The 17300-nt window shown below is 65.1% G+C and carries 18 protein-coding genes; 14 read left to right on the top strand and 4 right to left on the bottom strand.

Going from position 1 to position 17300, the window contains the following annotated elements; all coding sequences use genetic code 11:
* The first annotated feature begins 108 nt into the window (after positions 1–108).
* The 11 genes from NX774_RS21515 to NX774_RS21465 all read left to right on the top strand — a co-directional run bounded on the left by NX774_RS21515 (position 109) and on the right by NX774_RS21465 (position 9945).
* Positions 109–1596, top strand: a complete 1488-nt coding sequence (locus NX774_RS21515; protein WP_258824329.1) for a B12-binding domain-containing radical SAM protein — start codon at positions 109–111, stop codon at positions 1594–1596.
* Positions 1597–1651: 55 nt separating this feature from the next.
* Positions 1652–2794 carry an MlaE family ABC transporter permease gene (locus NX774_RS21510; RefSeq protein WP_258824328.1) on the top strand — a complete coding sequence of 381 codons (1143 nt, stop codon included), beginning with the start codon at positions 1652–1654 and terminating at the stop codon, positions 2792–2794.
* Entirely contained in the window at positions 2788–3639 is an 852-nt protein-coding gene (locus tag NX774_RS21505) for an ABC transporter ATP-binding protein (protein WP_258824327.1), read from the top strand. The genes NX774_RS21510 and NX774_RS21505 overlap by 7 nt, the downstream gene beginning before the upstream one ends.
* 1 nt (position 3640) lies before the next feature.
* Positions 3641–4567 (top strand): MlaD family protein, encoded by a 927-nt coding sequence (locus tag NX774_RS21500; protein ID WP_258824326.1) that lies wholly within the window; start codon positions 3641–3643, stop codon positions 4565–4567.
* Positions 4568–4575: 8 nt separating this feature from the next.
* Entirely contained in the window at positions 4576–5184 is a 609-nt protein-coding gene (locus NX774_RS21495; protein ID WP_258824325.1) for an ABC-type transport auxiliary lipoprotein family protein, read from the top strand.
* On the top strand, positions 5181–6305 hold the full coding sequence (locus NX774_RS21490) for a VanZ family protein (protein ID WP_258824324.1): 1125 nt from the start codon (positions 5181–5183) through the stop codon (positions 6303–6305). The genes NX774_RS21495 and NX774_RS21490 overlap by 4 nt, the downstream gene beginning before the upstream one ends.
* A 62-nt stretch (positions 6306–6367) precedes the next feature.
* Positions 6368–6691: a (2Fe-2S) ferredoxin domain-containing protein gene (locus tag NX774_RS21485; protein ID WP_258824323.1), complete on the top strand. Its 324-nt coding sequence runs from the start codon at positions 6368–6370 to the stop codon at positions 6689–6691.
* 3 nt (positions 6692–6694) lie between these two features.
* Positions 6695–7327 (top strand): alpha/beta hydrolase, encoded by a 633-nt coding sequence (locus NX774_RS21480; protein ID WP_370660464.1) that lies wholly within the window; start codon positions 6695–6697, stop codon positions 7325–7327.
* A 94-nt stretch (positions 7328–7421) separates the two neighbouring features.
* Complete coding sequence (locus NX774_RS21475) at positions 7422–8570, top strand: D-alanyl-D-alanine carboxypeptidase family protein (RefSeq protein WP_258824322.1); 1149 nt, start codon at positions 7422–7424, stop codon at positions 8568–8570.
* Between the two features lie 137 nt (positions 8571–8707).
* Positions 8708–9634: an aldo/keto reductase gene (locus NX774_RS21470; RefSeq protein ID WP_258824321.1), complete on the top strand. Its 927-nt coding sequence runs from the start codon at positions 8708–8710 to the stop codon at positions 9632–9634.
* On the top strand, positions 9634–9945 hold the full coding sequence (locus tag NX774_RS21465; RefSeq protein WP_258824320.1) for a metal-sensitive transcriptional regulator: 312 nt from the start codon (positions 9634–9636) through the stop codon (positions 9943–9945). The genes NX774_RS21470 and NX774_RS21465 overlap by 1 nt, the downstream gene beginning before the upstream one ends.
* A gap of 123 nt (positions 9946–10068) precedes the next feature.
* On the opposite strand, the gene pssA is transcribed toward NX774_RS21465, so the two are convergent.
* Positions 10069–10845: a CDP-diacylglycerol--serine O-phosphatidyltransferase gene (pssA, locus tag NX774_RS21460; protein WP_258824319.1), complete on the bottom strand. Its 777-nt coding sequence runs from the start codon at positions 10843–10845 to the stop codon at positions 10069–10071.
* Between the two features lie 131 nt (positions 10846–10976).
* Here pssA and NX774_RS21455 point away from each other — a divergent pair, with 131 nt between their 5' ends.
* On the top strand, positions 10977–11924 hold the full coding sequence (locus NX774_RS21455; protein ID WP_258824318.1) for a CAP domain-containing protein: 948 nt from the start codon (positions 10977–10979) through the stop codon (positions 11922–11924).
* Positions 11925–12042: 118 nt separating this feature from the next.
* Here the strand turns inward: NX774_RS21455 and NX774_RS21450 are convergent, their stop codons facing one another.
* Both NX774_RS21450 and NX774_RS21445 read right to left on the bottom strand, forming a co-directional pair.
* Positions 12043–12213: a hypothetical protein gene (locus tag NX774_RS21450; protein ID WP_258824317.1), complete on the bottom strand. Its 171-nt coding sequence runs from the start codon at positions 12211–12213 to the stop codon at positions 12043–12045.
* A 448-nt stretch (positions 12214–12661) separates the two neighbouring features.
* Positions 12662–13222 carry a DUF1439 domain-containing protein gene (locus tag NX774_RS21445; RefSeq protein ID WP_258824316.1) on the bottom strand — a complete coding sequence of 187 codons (561 nt, stop codon included), beginning with the start codon at positions 13220–13222 and terminating at the stop codon, positions 12662–12664.
* Between the two features lie 442 nt (positions 13223–13664).
* Between NX774_RS21445 and NX774_RS21440 the strand changes: the two genes are divergently transcribed.
* Positions 13665–14222: a hypothetical protein gene (locus NX774_RS21440; protein ID WP_258824315.1), complete on the top strand. Its 558-nt coding sequence runs from the start codon at positions 13665–13667 to the stop codon at positions 14220–14222.
* Positions 14223–14240: 18 nt separating this feature from the next.
* Here the strand turns inward: NX774_RS21440 and mnmE are convergent, their stop codons facing one another.
* Positions 14241–15620, bottom strand: coding sequence for a tRNA uridine-5-carboxymethylaminomethyl(34) synthesis GTPase MnmE (gene mnmE / locus NX774_RS21435; protein WP_258824314.1), 1380 nt, complete (start codon positions 15618–15620; stop codon positions 14241–14243).
* Between the two features lie 172 nt (positions 15621–15792).
* Between mnmE and NX774_RS21430 the strand changes: the two genes are divergently transcribed.
* Positions 15793–17253: a sulfatase-like hydrolase/transferase gene (locus tag NX774_RS21430; protein WP_258824313.1), complete on the top strand. Its 1461-nt coding sequence runs from the start codon at positions 15793–15795 to the stop codon at positions 17251–17253.
* Positions 17254–17300 lie beyond the last annotated feature (47 nt).

Below are 17300 nucleotides of genomic sequence, written 5' to 3'. Positions count from 1 at the left end.
AAAATTCAATCCGGCCCTGCACACCGCTTGACGGACATAACAGTATCTACAATGCCGGCACTTTCGGGGACGACGTAAAATGGCCGCTTCCCGCAACCGGATTAACCGATGACCATCCTGCTTTCCACGCTCAACGCCCGCTACACCCACGCTTCCCTCGGGCTGCGCTACCTGCTCGCCAACCTGGGCGAGCTGCAGGAGCAGGCATCGATCCTGGAATTCGTCATCGGCGCCAAAACCACCGAGGTGGTCGAACGGCTGCTTGCTCGAAAGCCACAAATCGTCGGCTTCGGGGTCTATATATGGAATGTCGAGGAAACTTCAAGAGTCGTTTCCATGCTTAAACGCGTGGCGCCGCACGTAACCGTGGTACTGGGCGGTCCCGAGGTGTCGCACGAAACGGCGGAACAGGAGATCGTGAAGCTGGCCGATTATGTCGTGACGGGCTGGGGCGATATCACTTTTGCCAAACTGTGCGGCCAGATCCTCAATGGCCCGCAACCGCTGATGAAGATCCATGCAGGCGAGCAGCCGCCCATGGACGCGATCCGCCTGCCCTATCATCTCTACAGCGCCGACGATATCGCCCACCGCACCATTTATGTCGAAGCCTCGCGCGGCTGTCCTTTCAAATGCGAGTTTTGCCTTTCCTCGCTCGACAAGACGGCCTGGCCTTTCCCGCTCGACGATTTCCTCTCCCAGATGGAATCGCTTTACCAGCGCGGCGCGCGCCTGTTCAAGTTCGTGGACCGCACGTTCAACCTGAACGTCAAGACGAGCCTGCGCATCATGCAGTTCTTCCTCGATAAATTGCAGGCCGCGCCCAACGATCCGGTCTATGCGCATTTCGAGCTGGTCCCGGACCACCTGCCCGATGCCCTGAAAGAGAGCATTGCCCAGTTCCCGCCGGGCGCGCTGCAGTTCGAAATCGGCATCCAGAGCTTCAACCCTGAAGTACAAGCGCTGGTCAGCCGCCGCCAGAACAACGACAAGGCCGCCGACAATATCCGCTGGCTGCACGCGCATTCGCACGCCCACCTGCACGTGGACTTGATTGCCGGCCTGCCGGGCGAAGACGTGGACAGTTTCGCCCGAGGATTCGATCACCTGGTCTCGCTCGGCCCGCACGAAATCCAGTTCGGCATCCTCAAGCGCCTGCGCGGCACGCCCATCATCCGGCATACCGGCCCGTTTGGCATGGTGTATGACGCCTTCCCGCCTTACACCGTGCTCGCCACCGGCAAGATCGACTTCCAGACGATGCAGCGGCTGGTGCGTTTTTCGCGATATTGGGACCTGGTCGCCAACTCCGGCCGTTTCGCCAATACGGTCAAGGCGCTGCTCGGCGATTCGCCGTTCGCCAATTTCATGGCGTTTTCGGACTGGATGTACACCCGCACCGATGCGACCCACCGCATCGCCCTGGACCGCCTTGCGAAACTGGTAGGCGAATGGCTGCAGGAGCGCGGCATGCCGCGCTCCGACGCACAAGCGCTGCTCGCCAGCGATTACGCAGGCCAGGCTGGCGCCCACGGGGCCACGCCGAAGGCGCCAGCTGCCGCCCCCGAACGCCAGGCGCGCCACTTGGCCGCCTGAGCACGCTAACACCCTGCGGGTGGCAGCGCATTCGAATCTCTTTTACACTGGCGCAATGCACCTTGAAAACGCGCCAACGTTAACCATCCGGCAACCCGACTCCGGCGCGGGACAATCGGTCGTTGCCACGGGTGTCTGGCAGGTGCATGCCCTGTGCGCCAAGCGCGGAACGCTCAAGTCGCTCAACCAGGAGCTCTCGCGCTACGCCGGCAGGACCGACCTCGGATGGGACCTGTCGCAGGTCGAGCGGCTGGACCACATCGGCGCCCAGATGTTCTGGAACGCCTGGGGCAAGCGCCGCCCCGCCGCGCTCACGCTCGATCCGCGGCAGGAGGAACTGTTCGGCCGCATCGAGGAAGCCGGCCACAACGAGCTGCCGCAAACGCGTCCGACCCACCTGGCGTGGGTGATCGCCCTTGGCGCCGGCATCCTGAAGTTCTTCCAGCACCTGCACCAGTTCGTGCTGCTGATCGGCCGCCTGATGCAGGATATCTGGCGCTTCATCCGCCACCCGCTCACCGGGCCGTGGAAGGAGATCTCGGCCAACGTCTTCCACTCCGGCTTCCAGGCGCTGGGCATCACGGCCCTGGTGGGCTTCCTGATCGGCGTGGTGCTGTCCTACCTGTCGGCGCAGCAGCTGCGCATGTTCGGCGGCGACATCTACCTGGTCAACATCCTCGGCATGAGCATCATCCGCGAGCTCGGGCCCCTGCTGGCCGCGATCCTGGTGGCCGGCCGCTCGGGCTCCTCGATCACGGCGCAGCTGGGCGTGATGCGCGTGACCGAGGAACTGGACGCGATGCTGGTGATGGGCATCTCGCACGGCTACCGCCTGATCATGCCCAAGGTGCTCGCGCTGGCGGTGTCGATGCCGCTTTTGGTGGTGTGGACCGATGCGATGGCCCTCATCGGCGGCATGGTCTCGGCCAAGATCGAGCTGAACCTATCGGCGCGCTACTTCCTGCAAAAGCTGCCCTCGGCGGTGCCGTTCGTGAACTACACGATCGGCCTGGCCAAGGGCGCGACTTTCGGCATGCTGATCGCGCTGGTGTCCTGCCACTTTGGCCTGCGCATCAAGCCGAACACCGAGAGCCTCGGGCGCGGGACCACCACCTCGGTGGTCACGGCGATCACGGTCGTGATCCTGGCCGACGCGGTGTTCGCGATCATGTTCAGCGGCGTGGGGTTCTCATGGTAGACAGCGACAAGCGCCCGCCGCAGCGCCTGAACCTGCGCCCCGACGTGGAAGTCGGCCCGCCGGTGGTCGAGATCCGCAACCTGTGGACCCGCTTCGGCCGCACGGTGGTGCACCAGGACCTGAACCTGAAGATCTACGCCGGCGAGATCCTGTCGATCGTGGGCGGTTCGGGCACCGGCAAGACCGTGCTGCTGCGCCAGATGCTGGGGCTGGAAAAGCCCTCGCGTGGTGAAGTGGTCGTGTTCGGCGAGGACATCAGCAGCGCCCAGCCCGAAGACCTGCAGCGCATGCGCAACCACTGGGGCATGCTGTTCCAGCAGGGCGCGCTGTATTCGGCGCTCACGGTGTTCGAGAACATCGCCCAGCCGATGCGCGAGCTGCACGCGCTGCCCGACGACGTGATCCGCGACGCGGTACTGCTGAAGATGAACATGGTGGGGCTGGGCGTGGAGCACGCCAACAAGATGCCGGCCGACCTGTCCGGCGGCATGGTCAAGCGTGCCGCGCTGGCGCGTGCGCTGGCGCTCGAGCCGCAGCTGCTGTTCCTCGACGAGCCCACTGCCGGCCTGGACCCCGACCTGTCGGACGCTTTCGTGGCGCTGATCCAGACCCTGCACCGCGAGCTCAAGCTCACCGTGGTGATGGTCACGCACGACCTGGACACGCTGTTCGCGCTGTCCACCCGGATTGCGGTGTTGGCCGACAAGCACGTGGTGGCGGTGGGCCCGACCTGCGACGTGATCCAGGTGGACCACCCGTTCATCAAACAGTTTTTCCTCGGCCCGCGCGGCCGGCGCGCGCTCGAAGTGCTCGATGAGCGCGTCAAGAACGAATCGGAGAAATGACATGGAAAACAGATCGCACGCGCTCATGACAGGCATCTTCACGATCGCCCTGTTGATCGCCGCGGTCCTGGCCGGCATCTGGCTCAATCGCGACCGCAGCGAGACCGTGCCGTACGAGATCGTGACCACGCAGTCGATCCCGGGCCTGAACCCGCAGGCGGTGGTGCGCTACCGCGGCCTGGAAGTGGGCCGCGTGAACGACATCATGTTCGACCCGCGCGTGACCGGGCAGATCCTGATCAAGCTGTCGGTGGACAACGACACCCCGGTCACCACCACCACCTTCGCCTCGCTCGGCTACCAGGGCGTGACGGGCCTGGCCTTCCTGCAGCTGGACGACGACCGCACCGGTTCGCCCATCCTGCAGAGCGATCCCAAGCGCGTGGCGCGCATCCCGATGCGCCCGGGCCTGTTGGACCAGATCGAAAAGCGCGGCCTGGCCATCCTGGACAAAACCGAAAAGATCACCGAGAGCCTGGACCGGCTAATGAGCCCGCAAAACCAGCAGACCATCATCGGCGCGTTCGACAGCATCGGCAAGACCGCGGCCGCCTACGGCGAACTGCCCAAGCGCCTCGAGCCCACGCTCGACAAGCTGCCGGCGCTGGCCACCAAACTCGACCAGACCGCCGCCTCGGTCAACGCGCTGGCGCATAACTACGACAGCCTGGCCACGCGCCTGCAGGCCAAAGACGGCCCGCTCGAGCGCCTGAACGGCGCCATCGGCTCGCTGCAGGGCGCGGCCAGCGGCCTGGAAATGCAGACCCTGCCGCACCTGACCGAAATGACCGACGAAGCCAAGGCCTCGCTGCGCGCCGTCAAGCGCACCGCCAACTCGCTCTCGGACCGGCCGCAAAGCATCCTGTTCGGCGGCCCAAGCCCGCAACCGGGCCCGGGTGAACCGGGCTTTGTCGCCCCGACCAAATGAGGACCGCCATGAACCGAATCCTGCCGCGCCTGCTGATCGCGTCGATCGCCCTGCTGCTCGCCGCCTGCGCCTCGCACAAGAGCGAGTCCACCACCCTGTTCGACCTCGGCCCGGCCGCCCCGCGCAGCGCCACGATCGACGCGCCCATGTCCGCGGTAGTCGTCAGTGAGGCCACCGGTTCGGCCGCGCTGGAAAGCGAGCGCATGTTCTACCGCCTGAACTATGCCGACGCGATGCAGGCGCGCGCCTATGCCAACAGCCGCTGGAGCACCAACCCGCTCGAAATGGTCACCCAGCGCGTGAAGACGCGGCTGGCGCAAACCGGCGTCAAGGTGCTGCAGCCCACCGACTCGCCCACCGGGGTACCGATCCTGCGCGTGGAGGTGGCCGACTTCACCCACGCGTTCGACAGCGCCAGCCAGAGCCGCGGCCAGGTCATCGTGCGCGCCTCGCTGTTTCGCGACCACGTCCTGCTCGACCAGCAGACCTTCAGCCGCTCCACGCCGGCCCCCTCGGCCAACGCCTCGGGCGGCGCCAACGCGCTGGCCGCCAGTACCGACGCGGTGGCGGACGACATCGCCGCTTGGCTGGCGCGCGTGAACCACACGACGCGATGACCGAGCACGAGCACGTGCCGCCGCGAGGTTCGCCGGTCGCGCGCGCCGCGCTGCTGGTGTACCTGCTGCTGATCGTGTACGCCAGCTGGTTCCCGTTTTCGGGCTGGCGCAACAGCGGCCTGTCGCCGTTCGAGTTCCTGAACCTGGCGCCGCAACGCTACTGGACGCGCTTTGACGTGATGGTCAACGTGGTCGGCTACATCCCGTTCGGCGTTCTGCTGGTGCTGGCGATGTACCCGCGCGTGCGCGGCCTGCTGGCGGTGCTGCTGGCGGCGGCGGCCGGCGTGCTGGTGTCGGGCACCATGGAGACGGTGCAGAACTACCTGCCCAGCCGGGTGCCGTCCAACCTCGACTTCTTCACCAATTCCGCCGGCTGCCTGATCGGCGCCTTCCTCGGCGCGGCGTGGTCGCGCAGCCTGCTCGACCAGAGCCGCCTGTACCGCCTGCGCCGCCGCTGGTTCGCCCCGCACGCCAGCCAGGGCCTGGTGCTGCTGGCGCTGTGGCCGCTGGCGCAGATCTACCCGCAGGGCTACCTGTTCGGCCACGGCCAAGTGCTGCCGATCGTGTCCGAATGGCTGTCCGAGTGGCTCGACACGAACATCGACCTGGTGGCGATGCTGCGCCCCGGCGCCGAGATGAGCGTGGAGCAGTACTGGCTGTCCGAGACCATCATCACCGCTTGCGGCATGACCGGGGCGGTGCTCACCCTGTTGTGCCTGTTGCGGCGCGGCGCCCCGCGCTATCCGCTGATGCTGGCGATGATCGGCGCGGCGCTCCTGGTCAAGACGCTGGCCAGCTCGCTGCTGTTCACCCCCGACAATGCCCTCGTCTGGATCACCCCCGGCGCGCAGGGCGGATTCGTGATCGGCGCGATCATGCTGGCGGGCCTGGCGTTCGCGCCGCAGGTGGCGCAGCGGCGCCTCGCGGTGGTCACGCTGCTGCTGTCGCTGATTGTCGTGAACACGATCCCGGTGAATCCCTACTTCGTCGCGACCCTGCAAGGCTGGGTCCAGGGCAAGTTCCTGAACTTTAACGGCGCGGCCCAGTTCCTGTCGCTGGCCTGGCCGTTCGCGGCCCTGTGGTTCCTGCTGCTTCCCTCGCACAAACTCAATCGGCAGTAGGAACGCGTATCATTGCGCAATAGGCTGCGAGGCGGCCTTATCATTTTTGCAGCAGGACCGACATGAACGACAACAAACCCTTTTATGAGCACCACGTGTTCTTCTGCACCAACGTGCGCGAGGACGGCAGCCGCCCGAGCTGCGGCAAGTGCGGCGCCTTCGACGCCCAGCAGCACGCCAAGCAGCGCATCAAGCAGCTCGGCCTGAACGGCCCCGGCAAGGTGCGCATCAACAAGGCCGGCTGCATGGACCGCTGCGAGGAAGGCCCGGTCGTGGTCATCTACCCGCAGGGCACCTGGTACACCTATGTCGATACCACCGACATCGACGAAATCATCGACCGCCACATCATGCAAGGCGAAGTGGTCGAGCGCCTGAAGATCTGAACCATGCTGAACAAGTTTTCGAAAAAGTTTTACCTGACCGGCCACGCCGGCAAGATGGAATGCCTGCTCGACCTGCCCGACGCGCCGCCCAAGGGCATCGCGCTGGTCGCGCACCCGCACCCGCTGTATGGCGGCACGATGGAAAACAAGGTCGCGCAGACCCTGGCCCGCACCTTCGTTTCGCTCGGCTACGCCACCGCGCGCTTTAACTTCCGCGGCGTGGGCGAATCGGAAGGCGTGCACGACAACGGCGTGGGCGAAGTGGACGACATGGCCCTGATGATGGCGCACATGCAAGAGCAGTATCCGGGCCTGCCGGTGGCGCTGTCCGGTTTCTCGTTCGGCACCTTCGTGCAGGCGAAGCTGCAGCAGCGCCTGATCGCCGAAGGCCGCCCGGCCGAGCGCCTGGTGCTGGTTGGCACCGCGGCCGGCAAGTGGCCGATGCCCGAGGTGCCGAAAGACACAATCCTGGTCCACGGCGAACTTGACGATACGATCACGCTGCAGCAGGTGTTCGACTGGGCGCGCCCGCAGGACCTGCCGGTGATCGTGATCCCGGGCGCGGATCACTTCTTCCATCGCAAGCTCGGCCACATCAAAAATGTCGTCATGCAACTGTGGGTGCGACACAATTGAGGCCAACGCTGGCCTATAATGGGCGCTCTTCTTTCAAAGCAATGCTATGCGGCATTGCCTTCGCTTCACCACCACCTGAGACGACATTGCTTCCATGAAAAAATTGTTTGCGGCCATTGCCGCCAGCCTTACGTTGATGTCGGCCGCGCACGCGCAGACCGTTCCGGCCCCCAACATTGCCGCCCGCTCCTGGACCCTGGTGGATGCCACCAGCGGCCAGGTGATTGCCTCGCAGGATGCCAACATGCGCATCGAGCCGGCCTCGCTCACCAAGGTCATGACCGCCTACGTGGTGTTCGGCGCCCTGCGCGACAAGAAGGTGACGCTGGACCAGATGGTCAACGTGTCGGTCGATGCATGGAAGGTCGACAAGAGCAGCTCCAAGATGTTCATCGATCCCAAGGTGCCGGTGTCGATCAAGGACCTGCTGTACGGCCTGATGGTGCAGTCGGGTAATGACGCGGCGGTGGCACTGGCCGAAGCCGTGGGCGGCGACATGGGCACCTTCGCCACCCTGATGAACCGCGAGGCCCAGCGCCTGGGCATGAAGGACACCAAGTTCGCCAACCCGCACGGCCTGCCCAGCCCGGACAACTACTCGACCGCGCATGACCTGGCGATCCTGGCCCAGGCCGTGATTCGCGACTACCCCGAGTTCTACAAGATCGATTCGGTCAAGGAGTTCACCTACAACCGCATCAAGCAGCAGAACCGCAACCGCCTGCTCTGGCTCGACCCGACCGTGGACGGCATGAAGACCGGCCACACCGAAGCGTCGGGCTACTCGATGATCGCGTCGGCGCACCGTCCCAACGGCCCGGCCGGCGAGCGCCGCCTGATCTCGGTGCTGTCGGGCGCCAGCTCGGACGGCACCCGCACCGGCGAGAGCCAGAAGCTGCTCAACTGGGGCTTCCAGAACTTCGACACCGTCAAGCTGTACAACAAGGGCCAGGCCATCGCGACGCCGGAAGTGTGGAAAGGTTCGCAATCGACCGTCAAGATCGGCTTCCCGAACGACGTGCTGGTGACGGTGCCGAAAGGCGTTGCCGGCAAGCTCAAGCCTGTGCTGGAGCGCAAGGACCCGCTGGTCGCCCCGCTGGCGCGCAACGGCCAGGTCGGCACGCTGAAGATGATGGTGGATGGCAAACAGCTGCTGGTGCTGCCGGTGGTGGCACTCGAAGAAGTGCCGCAAGCGACCATCTTCGGCCGCGCCTGGGACTCGATGCGGCTCTGGATGAAGTAAGCGCTCGCCTGTTCAAGAAAACGTGCGCGCTCCGCGAGGAGGCGCACGTTTTTTTACGCCCGGGCTAATGATCCAGGGACAAACGCGCACCGGGGGCCACGGCTATAATCGGAGCTACTGCTTAACCGAAAGACACCATGGCCGCCATCCTGCCCACCGACCTGACCTGCCCGCGCATCGCCACCCGCGCCGGCGGCCTTGAACTGTCGCGCGTGGTCGCTGGCATGTGGCGCATGGCCGAGTGGGGCATGTCGGTGGAGCAGCGCGTCGCCTTCATCGAGCAATGCCTGGACATGGGCGTGACCAGCTTCGACCACGCCGACATCTACGGCGGCTACAGCGTCGAAGGCCTGTTCGGCGAGGCGCTGCGGGCCCGGCCGGCGCTGCGCGAGCGCATGCAGCTGGTGAGCAAATGCGGCATCAAGCTCATCTCGCCCAAGCGGCCACAACACACGATCCAGCATTACGACACCACGGCCGCGCACATTACCGCCTCGGCCGAGGAGTCGCTGCGCCAGCTGCACACCGACCGGCTCGACCTGCTGCTGATCCACCGCCCCGACCCGCTGATGGACTTCGACGAGATCGCGGAAGCCTTCTCGCGACTGCGCAAGGCGGGCAAGGTGCTGCACTTCGGCGTATCGAACTTCAGCCGGCACCAGTTCGAGTCGCTCAACCGGCGCATCGAACTGGCCACCAACCAGGTCGAATTCTCGCCGCTGCACCTGGCACCGATGTTCGACGAGACCTTCGACGGCATGCAGGACCTGCGCGTGGCGCCCATGGTGTGGTCGCCGCTGGGCGGCGGGCGGCTGTTCACGGCGCTCGATCCGAACACGGAGAACCTGCGGCTGGTGATCAAGGAGATCGCCGACCGCATGAAGGTGCCGTTTGCGACCGTGGTGTTCGCGTGGATCATGCAGCTGCCAAGCCGCCCCATGCCGCTCACCGGCACCGGCCGACCGGAAGCGATTGCGGTGGCGGTGGCGGGCGCCGCGACCACGCTCGCGCGCAGCGACTGGTTCCGCATCCTGCGCGCGGCGCGTGGGCACGAGGTGGCCTGATGGGCGAACAGCCGCTCAAGATCGTCGAGGGAAGCGCGCTCACCGGGCTGCAGAAGAAGGACCTGCTCAACCGGCTGGCGCGCATCGAGGGACAGCTGCGCGGCGTGCAGAAGCTGGTGGCGCTGGCCGCCGAGCCGTCCGACTGCGACGCCGTGGCGCAGCAGATGGCGGCGGCGCGCAAGGCGCTGGACCGCGCATTCGTGCAGCTGCTGTCGGCCAGCGTGGTCACGCAAGGCGCCAACGCGGCCGATGTCGAGGAAGCGCGGGCGAGCGCAGCGCGGATCGCTGCGCTGCTGGACAAATTCGCGTAGGGTGGGCAGGTCTTCCTGCCCACGCGTTCAACTATCTGAAGAGCTGCCGCGACAATGCGAACTGCGGCTGAACGCGTGGGCAGTCAAGCTGCCCACCCTACGGTCGTTCGCCTGGACGACGTGTCAGTCGTAGACTTTCGGCGGCGCGATGCCGCGCCATCCGGTATGCCACGCGATATTGAGCAGCAGCGTGGCCGACACATACATCACGAAGAACAAGGCAAAGAAGCGCGTGCGCAGCAGCGCCAGCAGCACCAGGCACACCGCCAGGGCGACCAGCAGCTTTGCGTTCTTCGGCTGCTTGGAACTCGGGAAGCGCAGGGTCGAGACCATCAGCGTGCCAACCGCGATCATGAGCGCCATCAGCAGGAAGCCCTGCATGGGCGTGACCAGCGGCTCCGGCCAGGCGACCACCACCGAGGCCACGCACGCGGCGCCGGCGGTGATCGGCATGCCCACGAAGTAGCGCGGGTCGGTGCGGCCGACGCTGATGTTGAAGCGCGCCAGCCGCAGCGCGCCGCAGGCCACGAACACGAAGCACGCCAGCCCGCCCATGCGCACCAGGGTCGGATGCTGGGCCGCCATCTGCGCGTAGCCGTAGCAGTACAGCAGCAGGCCGGGAGCGCAGCCGAAGTTCATCACGTCCGCAATCGAGTCGAGCTGCACCCCGAATTCGGACTGCGTGTTGGTGGCGCGCGCCACGAAGCCGTCAAGCGCATCGAACACGCCGGCCAGCACCAGCAGGATGGCCGCCAGGCGGTATTCGTGCGGATCGCCCACCGGCGCGTTGTCGACCGAGATGACGATGCTGGCAAAGCCGCAGGCGATCGACAGCAGGGTGACAAAGCTTGGCAGGGCGAACTTCGCTCGGGCGAGGCGGCGTGGGCGTTCCGTGTTCACAGTCAGGGTAAGATTGAAGAAATGCCTATTCTACCGCCGCGTGGGGACTCGCTACGCACTTGTCGGGAATCATCCATTCCAGATTTCGCCTAGAATAAGCTTTCGTTTATCTAGCATTGCATGGGGATCCTATGAGCGGACTGCGTCGCTTGCGCCTTATCGTAGCGGTGTGCGCAACCGCCAGCGCGCTGGTTGCCTGCGGCGGCGGCGGGGGCTCGGGCAGCCCGGCGACCGCCAGCGCGGCGCCCCTGCCGGTCGAGCAGGGAGCGCCCGCGCTCACCAACGACATCGCCACCGACGGCCGCAACTGGATCAACTACCGCCGCACGCAAGTGGGCATGCCAACGCTCACGCGCAACGCCATCATCGACGTTGCCGCGCTCGGCCACTCCGAATACCAGCGCACCAACAACACGGTCACGCACGTGCAGACGCCCGGCAAGCAAGGCTTTACCGGCGCCACCCTGCTCGACCGCCTGACGGCCGCCGGCTACACCTTCGCCAACGCCAACCACGCCTACGGCGAGGTGATCTCGGCGACCTCCAGCACCAACGGCGCCTACCTGGCCGAGGAACTGATCACCGCGATCTACCACCGCTTCGTGATCTTCGAGCCGGTGTTCAAGGAGATCGGCACCGGCGCGGCCACCACCGCGGCCGGTTACAGCTACTTCACCGCCGACTTCACGGCCAACAACGGCTACGGACCGGGCGTCCCCGCAGGCAGCGTGGTGGTGTGGCCGTTCAGCGGCCAGACGCAAGTCACCCCCAACTTCTTCAGCGACTACGAGTCGCCGGACCCGGTGCCGAACGTGAACGAGGTGGGCTACCCGATCAGCGTGCACGCGAACATCAACGCGGTGCTGACCGTGCAAAGCTTCACCGTACGCCCGAAAGGCGCCAGCGCCGACCTCAATGTGCGCCTGCTCACCAGGGATGTCGATCCGGAGACGCCGCGCTCGGCCGCGGCCATTGTCCCGCTGGCCAAGCTGGCATCGGGCACGAGCTACGACGTGAGCTTTACCGGCACCGTGGATGGCACGCCGGTCAGCCGCACCTGGACCTTTACTACCAAATAAGGGAACGCTGCCTAACGGAGGGGCTTGCCACCGCGTTGGCGGCGGGAAGGGAACTGGACAGGGCGCCGGGGCGATGGCCGCCTTGGCGGGCTAGCGACCGCCTGCCCGGTTGTGCCGGTCAGCGCGTGAACTCGGCTTCTTCGTCGAACGCTGCGGCGCAGGTCTTGCCGCAGAAGCGGCGCACGCTGTCGAGCGGCTTTTCACAGTACCAGCACGAGCCCTTGGCGGGCAGGCTCAGGCGCGACGGAAGCGGACGGCCAGCGCCATCGACCGGCGGTTCGACAGCCATACCCTTGTCCGGCAAACTTTCTTGTATCGTTTCCAAGGTCCACCCCCTACCCGGCAACACGTCAAGTGACAAAGCAAGATTACTTCAGTGGAACAACGCGGGCATGAGAAAGCTCAAGCGACGTGGCCGCACCACCTGTGCTCGCACGGCAGTTGTAGCTGATTCAGTGTGCACTCAAGCCGACGCCGCTGCAATGCTGTCATTAACAACAGTGTCGCGTTGAAGCAAGCACGCAACAGACGTCAACACGCAGCACTTCCCGCACGCATTCGATCCGCGGAAATAATAACGAATTGCTAATAATTGGCGCGCACGTTCCGCACGCTTCGTGCGCTCAAGTTTGCCCACTCTTGATGACTACTCGATGATGTGGACATGGGCGAGATCACACGGCAGTAGCTGGACAGCAGGCTTGATGCGATCAAGGCGTGGATCGACGCCCCGCCGACTACTTCACGGGTTCCAGCGTTACTACCAGGCCCGCGCTCGTCGTGGCGATGCGGGTCGGCACGAACTGCACGCCGGCGTAGCGCAGGTCGTCCATCCGGAATGAGTAAACGGGCACGTCGCGCACGACCTGGTCCATGACCACGTTGGCGATCTTGGTGAACTGGCGCGACGACGACGCATCCACGCCGTCCAGCGCAAAGCGGTCCACGCGCGGGTCGGTCATGAACACGGCGCCGCGGTTCGGGTCAACATACAGCCTGCCGGAAAACGCCACGCGGCCGGTGTAGGCGTGCTTGAGGAACGGCGGCGCGATCTCGGCGTCCATCGAAATGCCGACGCGGTCGGCCTCGGGCAGCATGGCCAGCTGCGGGCGCGACAGATGCACGTCCACCAGCTCGAGCATGCGGTTATCGACCGGGAAGCGGCGGTCCAGGCCGGCCTGCAGCTTGTAGAGCGGCACCTCGACCTGGCGCGGGCCGACGAAGGTAGCGCAGGACGATAGCGCCGCCGCGGCGGTCATGGCAGCCACTGCCTTCAACAAAAATCTGCGGTTTCCCATCGGCGCTCCACTGGTCGGTCTGACGAATGCGGGAAGGCTAGCACATCCATCGCGCGCGGCACGCCACGGTCACACCCTGTTACCTTCTTCGAGATAGGGTGGGCACTTGTGCCCACGCCGTGTAACGAACAACAGAGATTTTCCCAGTAGACATATGTGCGGATGATGCGTAAAGTGCAACAATTGCCGCCCAGCAGGTGTCGAATCGCGCCAACTGATGCGGCGATTTGCCCCCAAGGTTCGGCCGCAATGCACATCGCGATTCATCACAGTTTGAAGTTGGCGCTCTCGGTTGTATTGCCGGCCCCCCTGTCCGGTTGCGCAACTTCCCAGGTCATGCGGCCCTTCTCCACTGACGGCTGCAGCCTGTTTCCCAGGCATCATCGCTGCGTGCCAAATACAGCGACAGCAACCCCACCCTAAGCTGCACGAGCGACGCGAAGTGAACGCCACGCTGCGTGCCATCATCGGGATAAATATGAAAACAAACTCAATAATAAAGTTCTCATCCCTGACTTTTGTCCTTTCACTGTCTGCCTGCGCGTCACAGACGCCATCGCGCATGGGGGCCGCCGCCAGCTCTCCGCTGAGCGACCTCAATGTCATGCGCGCAAAGATTCCCGAAGTCCTCGTTGACGCGCAAAAGCACCCCTACCTTGTGCCGGTTGACCAACATTGTGAGGCCATCTCCGTCGAAATTCATAAGTTGGACGAGGTGCTCGGCGCTGACCTGGACACGCCAGCGTCCGCAAACAGTCCGTCCCTCATCGAGCGGGGTTCTGAGGTCGCTGAGGACGAAGCGGTTGGCGCTGTGCAGAGGACAGCGGAGGGCCTGATTCCTTTCCGAGGCTGGATACGCAAACTCAGCGGTGCCGAGCGTTACTCCAAGCAGGTCTCGGCTTCCATCGCTGCAGGCTCGATTCGACGCGCTTTTCTAAAGGGGCTCGCCGCTTCGCAGAATTGCTCATGGCAAGCACCGCCTCAGGCGGCGCTTCGCTAACCGCCCCCGGAAGTAACTCTACTTTCCGATGCAGAACCGGCTGAAGATCACCCCGAGCAAATCGTCCGGCGTGAACTGGCCGGTGATGCTAGACAGCTGATCCTGCGCCAGGCGCAGCTCCTCGGCAAACAGGTCGAGCGACTGATCGTCCTGCGCCGCGTGGGCGGCCGCCAGGTCCAGGTGCGTGCGCGCTTCGCGCAGCGCGATCAGGTGGCGCTCGCGCGCCAGGTACAGCGATTCACCCGTCTGCTGCCAGCCGGCGATGCGCAGCAGTTCCGCGCGCAGCAGGTCGATGCCCGCCTTCTCGGCCGCCGACAGGTAGATGTGCGTCGCGTCCGGCGTCTGCTCGACCGTCGCCTTGTGGCCAGACAGGTCGATCTTGTTCCAGACCCGCACCACCGGCACACCCTCGGGGAAGGCGGCCACGATGTCCTCGTCCTCGCGCGTCGGCCCCTTGCTCGCGTCAAGCAGGTGCAGGATCACGTCGGCCTTGCCGACCTCGCCCCAGGTGCGCTCGATGCCGATGCGTTCGACCACGTCGATGCCTTCGTCGATCGCGCGGATGCCGGCCGTGTCGATGATGTTGAGCGGGATGCCTTCGATCTGGATCGTCTCGCTCACCTTGTCGCGCGTGGTGCCCGCAATCGGGGTGACGATCGCCACCTCGGCGCCGGCGAGCGCGTTCAGCAGCGAGGACTTGCCGACGTTAGGCTGCCCCACCAGCACCACGTTCAGGCCCTCGCGCAGCAGCGCGCCCTGGGCGGCCTGCTTGAACACATGGCCCAGCGATTCGATGATCCCGGCCAGCTGGCCGCGCGCATTCGATTTTTCGAGGAAGTCGATCTCTTCTTCCGGGAAGTCGAGGGTGGCTTCGACCAGCATGCGCAGGTTGATCGTCTGGTCGACCAGCTTGTGCACCACCTGCGAGAACGCGCCGGACAGCGATTGCGAGGCGGACTTGGCCGCCGCCTCGGTGGAGGCGTCGATCAGGTCGGCCACAGCCTCGGCCTGGGCGAGGTCGAGCTTATCGTTGAGGAAAGCCCGGCGCGTGAATTCGCCCGGTTCGGCAAGGCGCAGGCCCGATTCCGCACCCGCTTGGAGCACACGCGCCAGCAGCATCTGCAGCACGACGGGGCCGCCGTGGCCCTGCAGCTCGAGCACGTCCTCGCCGGTGTATGAATGCGGCGCCTTGAAGTACAGCGCAATGCCCTGGTCGATGACATCGCCGCTGGCGGACTTGAACGGAATGTAGGTGGCGTGGCGCGGCGCGAGCGTGGTGCCGGGGAAGAGGGCTTCGATGAGCGGCGCCAGCGACTTGCCGGACGCGCGCACGACGCCGATGCCGCCGCGTCCTGGGGCGGTGGCGATGGCGGCGATGGGGGAGGTGTCGAGTTTCATAGCGGGATTGTAATTTATCTACCCGAAGGAGGTGGCACCAGAAGGGGATCAGCACCTTCGCGGCAGTTACATAGCGCTAACAAATTCGCTACAAACGCTTGGCACAGTTAACGTTTCTTAACGCTGGCATTGCTGACAATCATCGGCGTCTGTTGCCAAACTTTACTCAGCCATGTCTTTACTGCGCCGGCCCGGCGTGCTGCACACTGCACGCGCCCTCACCTACTTCCTGGCCTTCGCCCTGATCTGCTTCGGGCTATGGATTAACAAGTACTTCGGCCGGCCAGACCTGGACCAGATCGCCTACCACGCGGGCCTTGGCGTCGAGGGACTGGCGGCCTCCGATCCGGTGCTGGTCGAACGCTTCCTGCGCTGGTGCGTGATCGCGCCCCTGGTGTTCGCCGCGGCCGCATTGCTGGCCGAGCGGCTGGGACACCGCGGCGCGGTGCGCGCCCGCGTGCCCGCGCGACTACGGCAGCTCGGCGCCGTCGCCGGCGGCAGGATGCCGCTCGTGCTGCTCGCTGCCGCCGTCATCTACTGGTTCGTGGACACATCGGCCGCACGTTACATCGCCCAGAACTTCGGCGAGGACTACTTCGGCAGCCACTATGCGCCACCGCAGTCGGCGCAGCTGCGGGCCGTGCATCCCAAGAACCTGGTGCTTATTTACGTCGAGAGCCTGGAAGCGGCCTATGCCGATCCGTCGCTGTTCGGCCAGGACCGCATCTCGCCGCTGACAAAGCTGGAAGGCACGAGCTTTGCGCGCTACCGGCAGGCGCCGGGTACCGGCTGGACCATCGCCGCGCTCGTCTCGACCCAGTGCGGGGTGCCGCTCGAACGGGTCGGCCTGTTCGACGTGAACACGCAGGGCCAGGTGATCGACGACTTCTTGCCCAACGCGACCTGCCTCTCCGACCTGCTCCAGCAGAACGGCTATCGCAACGTATTCATGGGCGGCGCCTCGCTTAAATTCGCAGGCAAGGACAATTTCCTGCGCAGCCATCACTACGAAGAGGCGTACGGCAAGGAAGAATGGATCGCGCGCGGCGCCGACCCGCGCGACATGAACGGTTGGGGCTTATACGACGAGGACCTGTTCGCGCATGCCAGGGACAAGCTGCGCCAGCTGCACGGCTCCGGCAAGCCGTTCAACCTGACGCTGCTGACGGTCGATACACACGAGCCGTACGGCTTCCAGTCACGGCATTGCAATGCCGGGGATGCGCCGCATTTCGAAGGGGTGGTCCAGTGCACGGCGCGCTCGGTCGCCGATTTCGTCGCCTTTATCAAGCAAAGCGGCTACCTCGCGGATACGAACGTCGTGATCCTGGGCGACCACCTGGCGCGCAAGAATCCGGTGGCGGACCGGCTGGAAGCGCTGCCAGAGCGCTACATCTTCAACAAGTTCATCTCGTCCGAGCCGGTGCACAAGAACCGCGAAGAGATCGTGCACTTCGACCTGCTGCCCACGATGCTCGAATTCATCGGCTTCGACGCGCATGGCAGGCAGCTCGGGCTGGGCATCGGGGGCTTGCGCCCGGACGACAAGAAACCCGAGCCGGACCGGTTCTCGAAGATGCGCGAGAGCCTGCTCAATCGATCGAATATCTATTTGGGCCTGTGGAAGTCCTGACCGGGGCCGCCTGACCCTGCCCCAAAAGAAAAAGCCCGTGCGAAGTG

Origin of the sequence: Massilia agilis (genome assembly GCF_024756255.1) — a bacterium.
GTDB lineage: Bacteria > Pseudomonadota > Gammaproteobacteria > Burkholderiales > Burkholderiaceae_D > Telluria > Telluria agilis.
The sequence above is the reverse complement of the archived record's forward strand: the minus strand, read 5'-3'. Positions and strand labels throughout refer to the sequence as shown.

What these genes read in the sequence shown, in the direction of transcription:
- NX774_RS21515 (WP_258824329.1), top strand. Translation starts at nt 109, where the DNA reads ATGACCATCCTGCTTTCCACGCTCAACGCCCGCTACACCCACGCTTCC.
- NX774_RS21510 (WP_258824328.1), top strand. Translation starts at nt 1,652, where the DNA reads ATGCACCTTGAAAACGCGCCAACGTTAACCATCCGGCAACCCGACTCC.
- NX774_RS21505 (WP_258824327.1), top strand. Translation starts at nt 2,788, where the DNA reads ATGGTAGACAGCGACAAGCGCCCGCCGCAGCGCCTGAACCTGCGCCCC.
- NX774_RS21500 (WP_258824326.1), top strand. Translation starts at nt 3,641, where the DNA reads ATGGAAAACAGATCGCACGCGCTCATGACAGGCATCTTCACGATCGCC.
- NX774_RS21495 (WP_258824325.1), top strand. Translation starts at nt 4,576, where the DNA reads ATGAACCGAATCCTGCCGCGCCTGCTGATCGCGTCGATCGCCCTGCTG.
- NX774_RS21490 (WP_258824324.1), top strand. Translation starts at nt 5,181, where the DNA reads ATGACCGAGCACGAGCACGTGCCGCCGCGAGGTTCGCCGGTCGCGCGC.
- NX774_RS21485 (WP_258824323.1), top strand. Translation starts at nt 6,368, where the DNA reads ATGAACGACAACAAACCCTTTTATGAGCACCACGTGTTCTTCTGCACC.
- NX774_RS21480 (WP_370660464.1), top strand. Translation starts at nt 6,695, where the DNA reads ATGCTGAACAAGTTTTCGAAAAAGTTTTACCTGACCGGCCACGCCGGC.
- NX774_RS21475 (WP_258824322.1), top strand. Translation starts at nt 7,422, where the DNA reads ATGAAAAAATTGTTTGCGGCCATTGCCGCCAGCCTTACGTTGATGTCG.
- NX774_RS21470 (WP_258824321.1), top strand. Translation starts at nt 8,708, where the DNA reads ATGGCCGCCATCCTGCCCACCGACCTGACCTGCCCGCGCATCGCCACC.
- NX774_RS21465 (WP_258824320.1), top strand. Translation starts at nt 9,634, where the DNA reads ATGGGCGAACAGCCGCTCAAGATCGTCGAGGGAAGCGCGCTCACCGGG.
- NX774_RS21455 (WP_258824318.1), top strand. Translation starts at nt 10,977, where the DNA reads ATGAGCGGACTGCGTCGCTTGCGCCTTATCGTAGCGGTGTGCGCAACC.
- NX774_RS21450 (WP_258824317.1), bottom strand. Translation starts at nt 12,213, where the DNA reads ATGGCTGTCGAACCGCCGGTCGATGGCGCTGGCCGTCCGCTTCCGTCG.
- NX774_RS21445 (WP_258824316.1), bottom strand. Translation starts at nt 13,222, where the DNA reads ATGGGAAACCGCAGATTTTTGTTGAAGGCAGTGGCTGCCATGACCGCC.
- mnmE (WP_258824314.1), bottom strand. Translation starts at nt 15,620, where the DNA reads ATGAAACTCGACACCTCCCCCATCGCCGCCATCGCCACCGCCCCAGGA.
- NX774_RS21430 (WP_258824313.1), top strand. Translation starts at nt 15,793, where the DNA reads ATGTCTTTACTGCGCCGGCCCGGCGTGCTGCACACTGCACGCGCCCTC.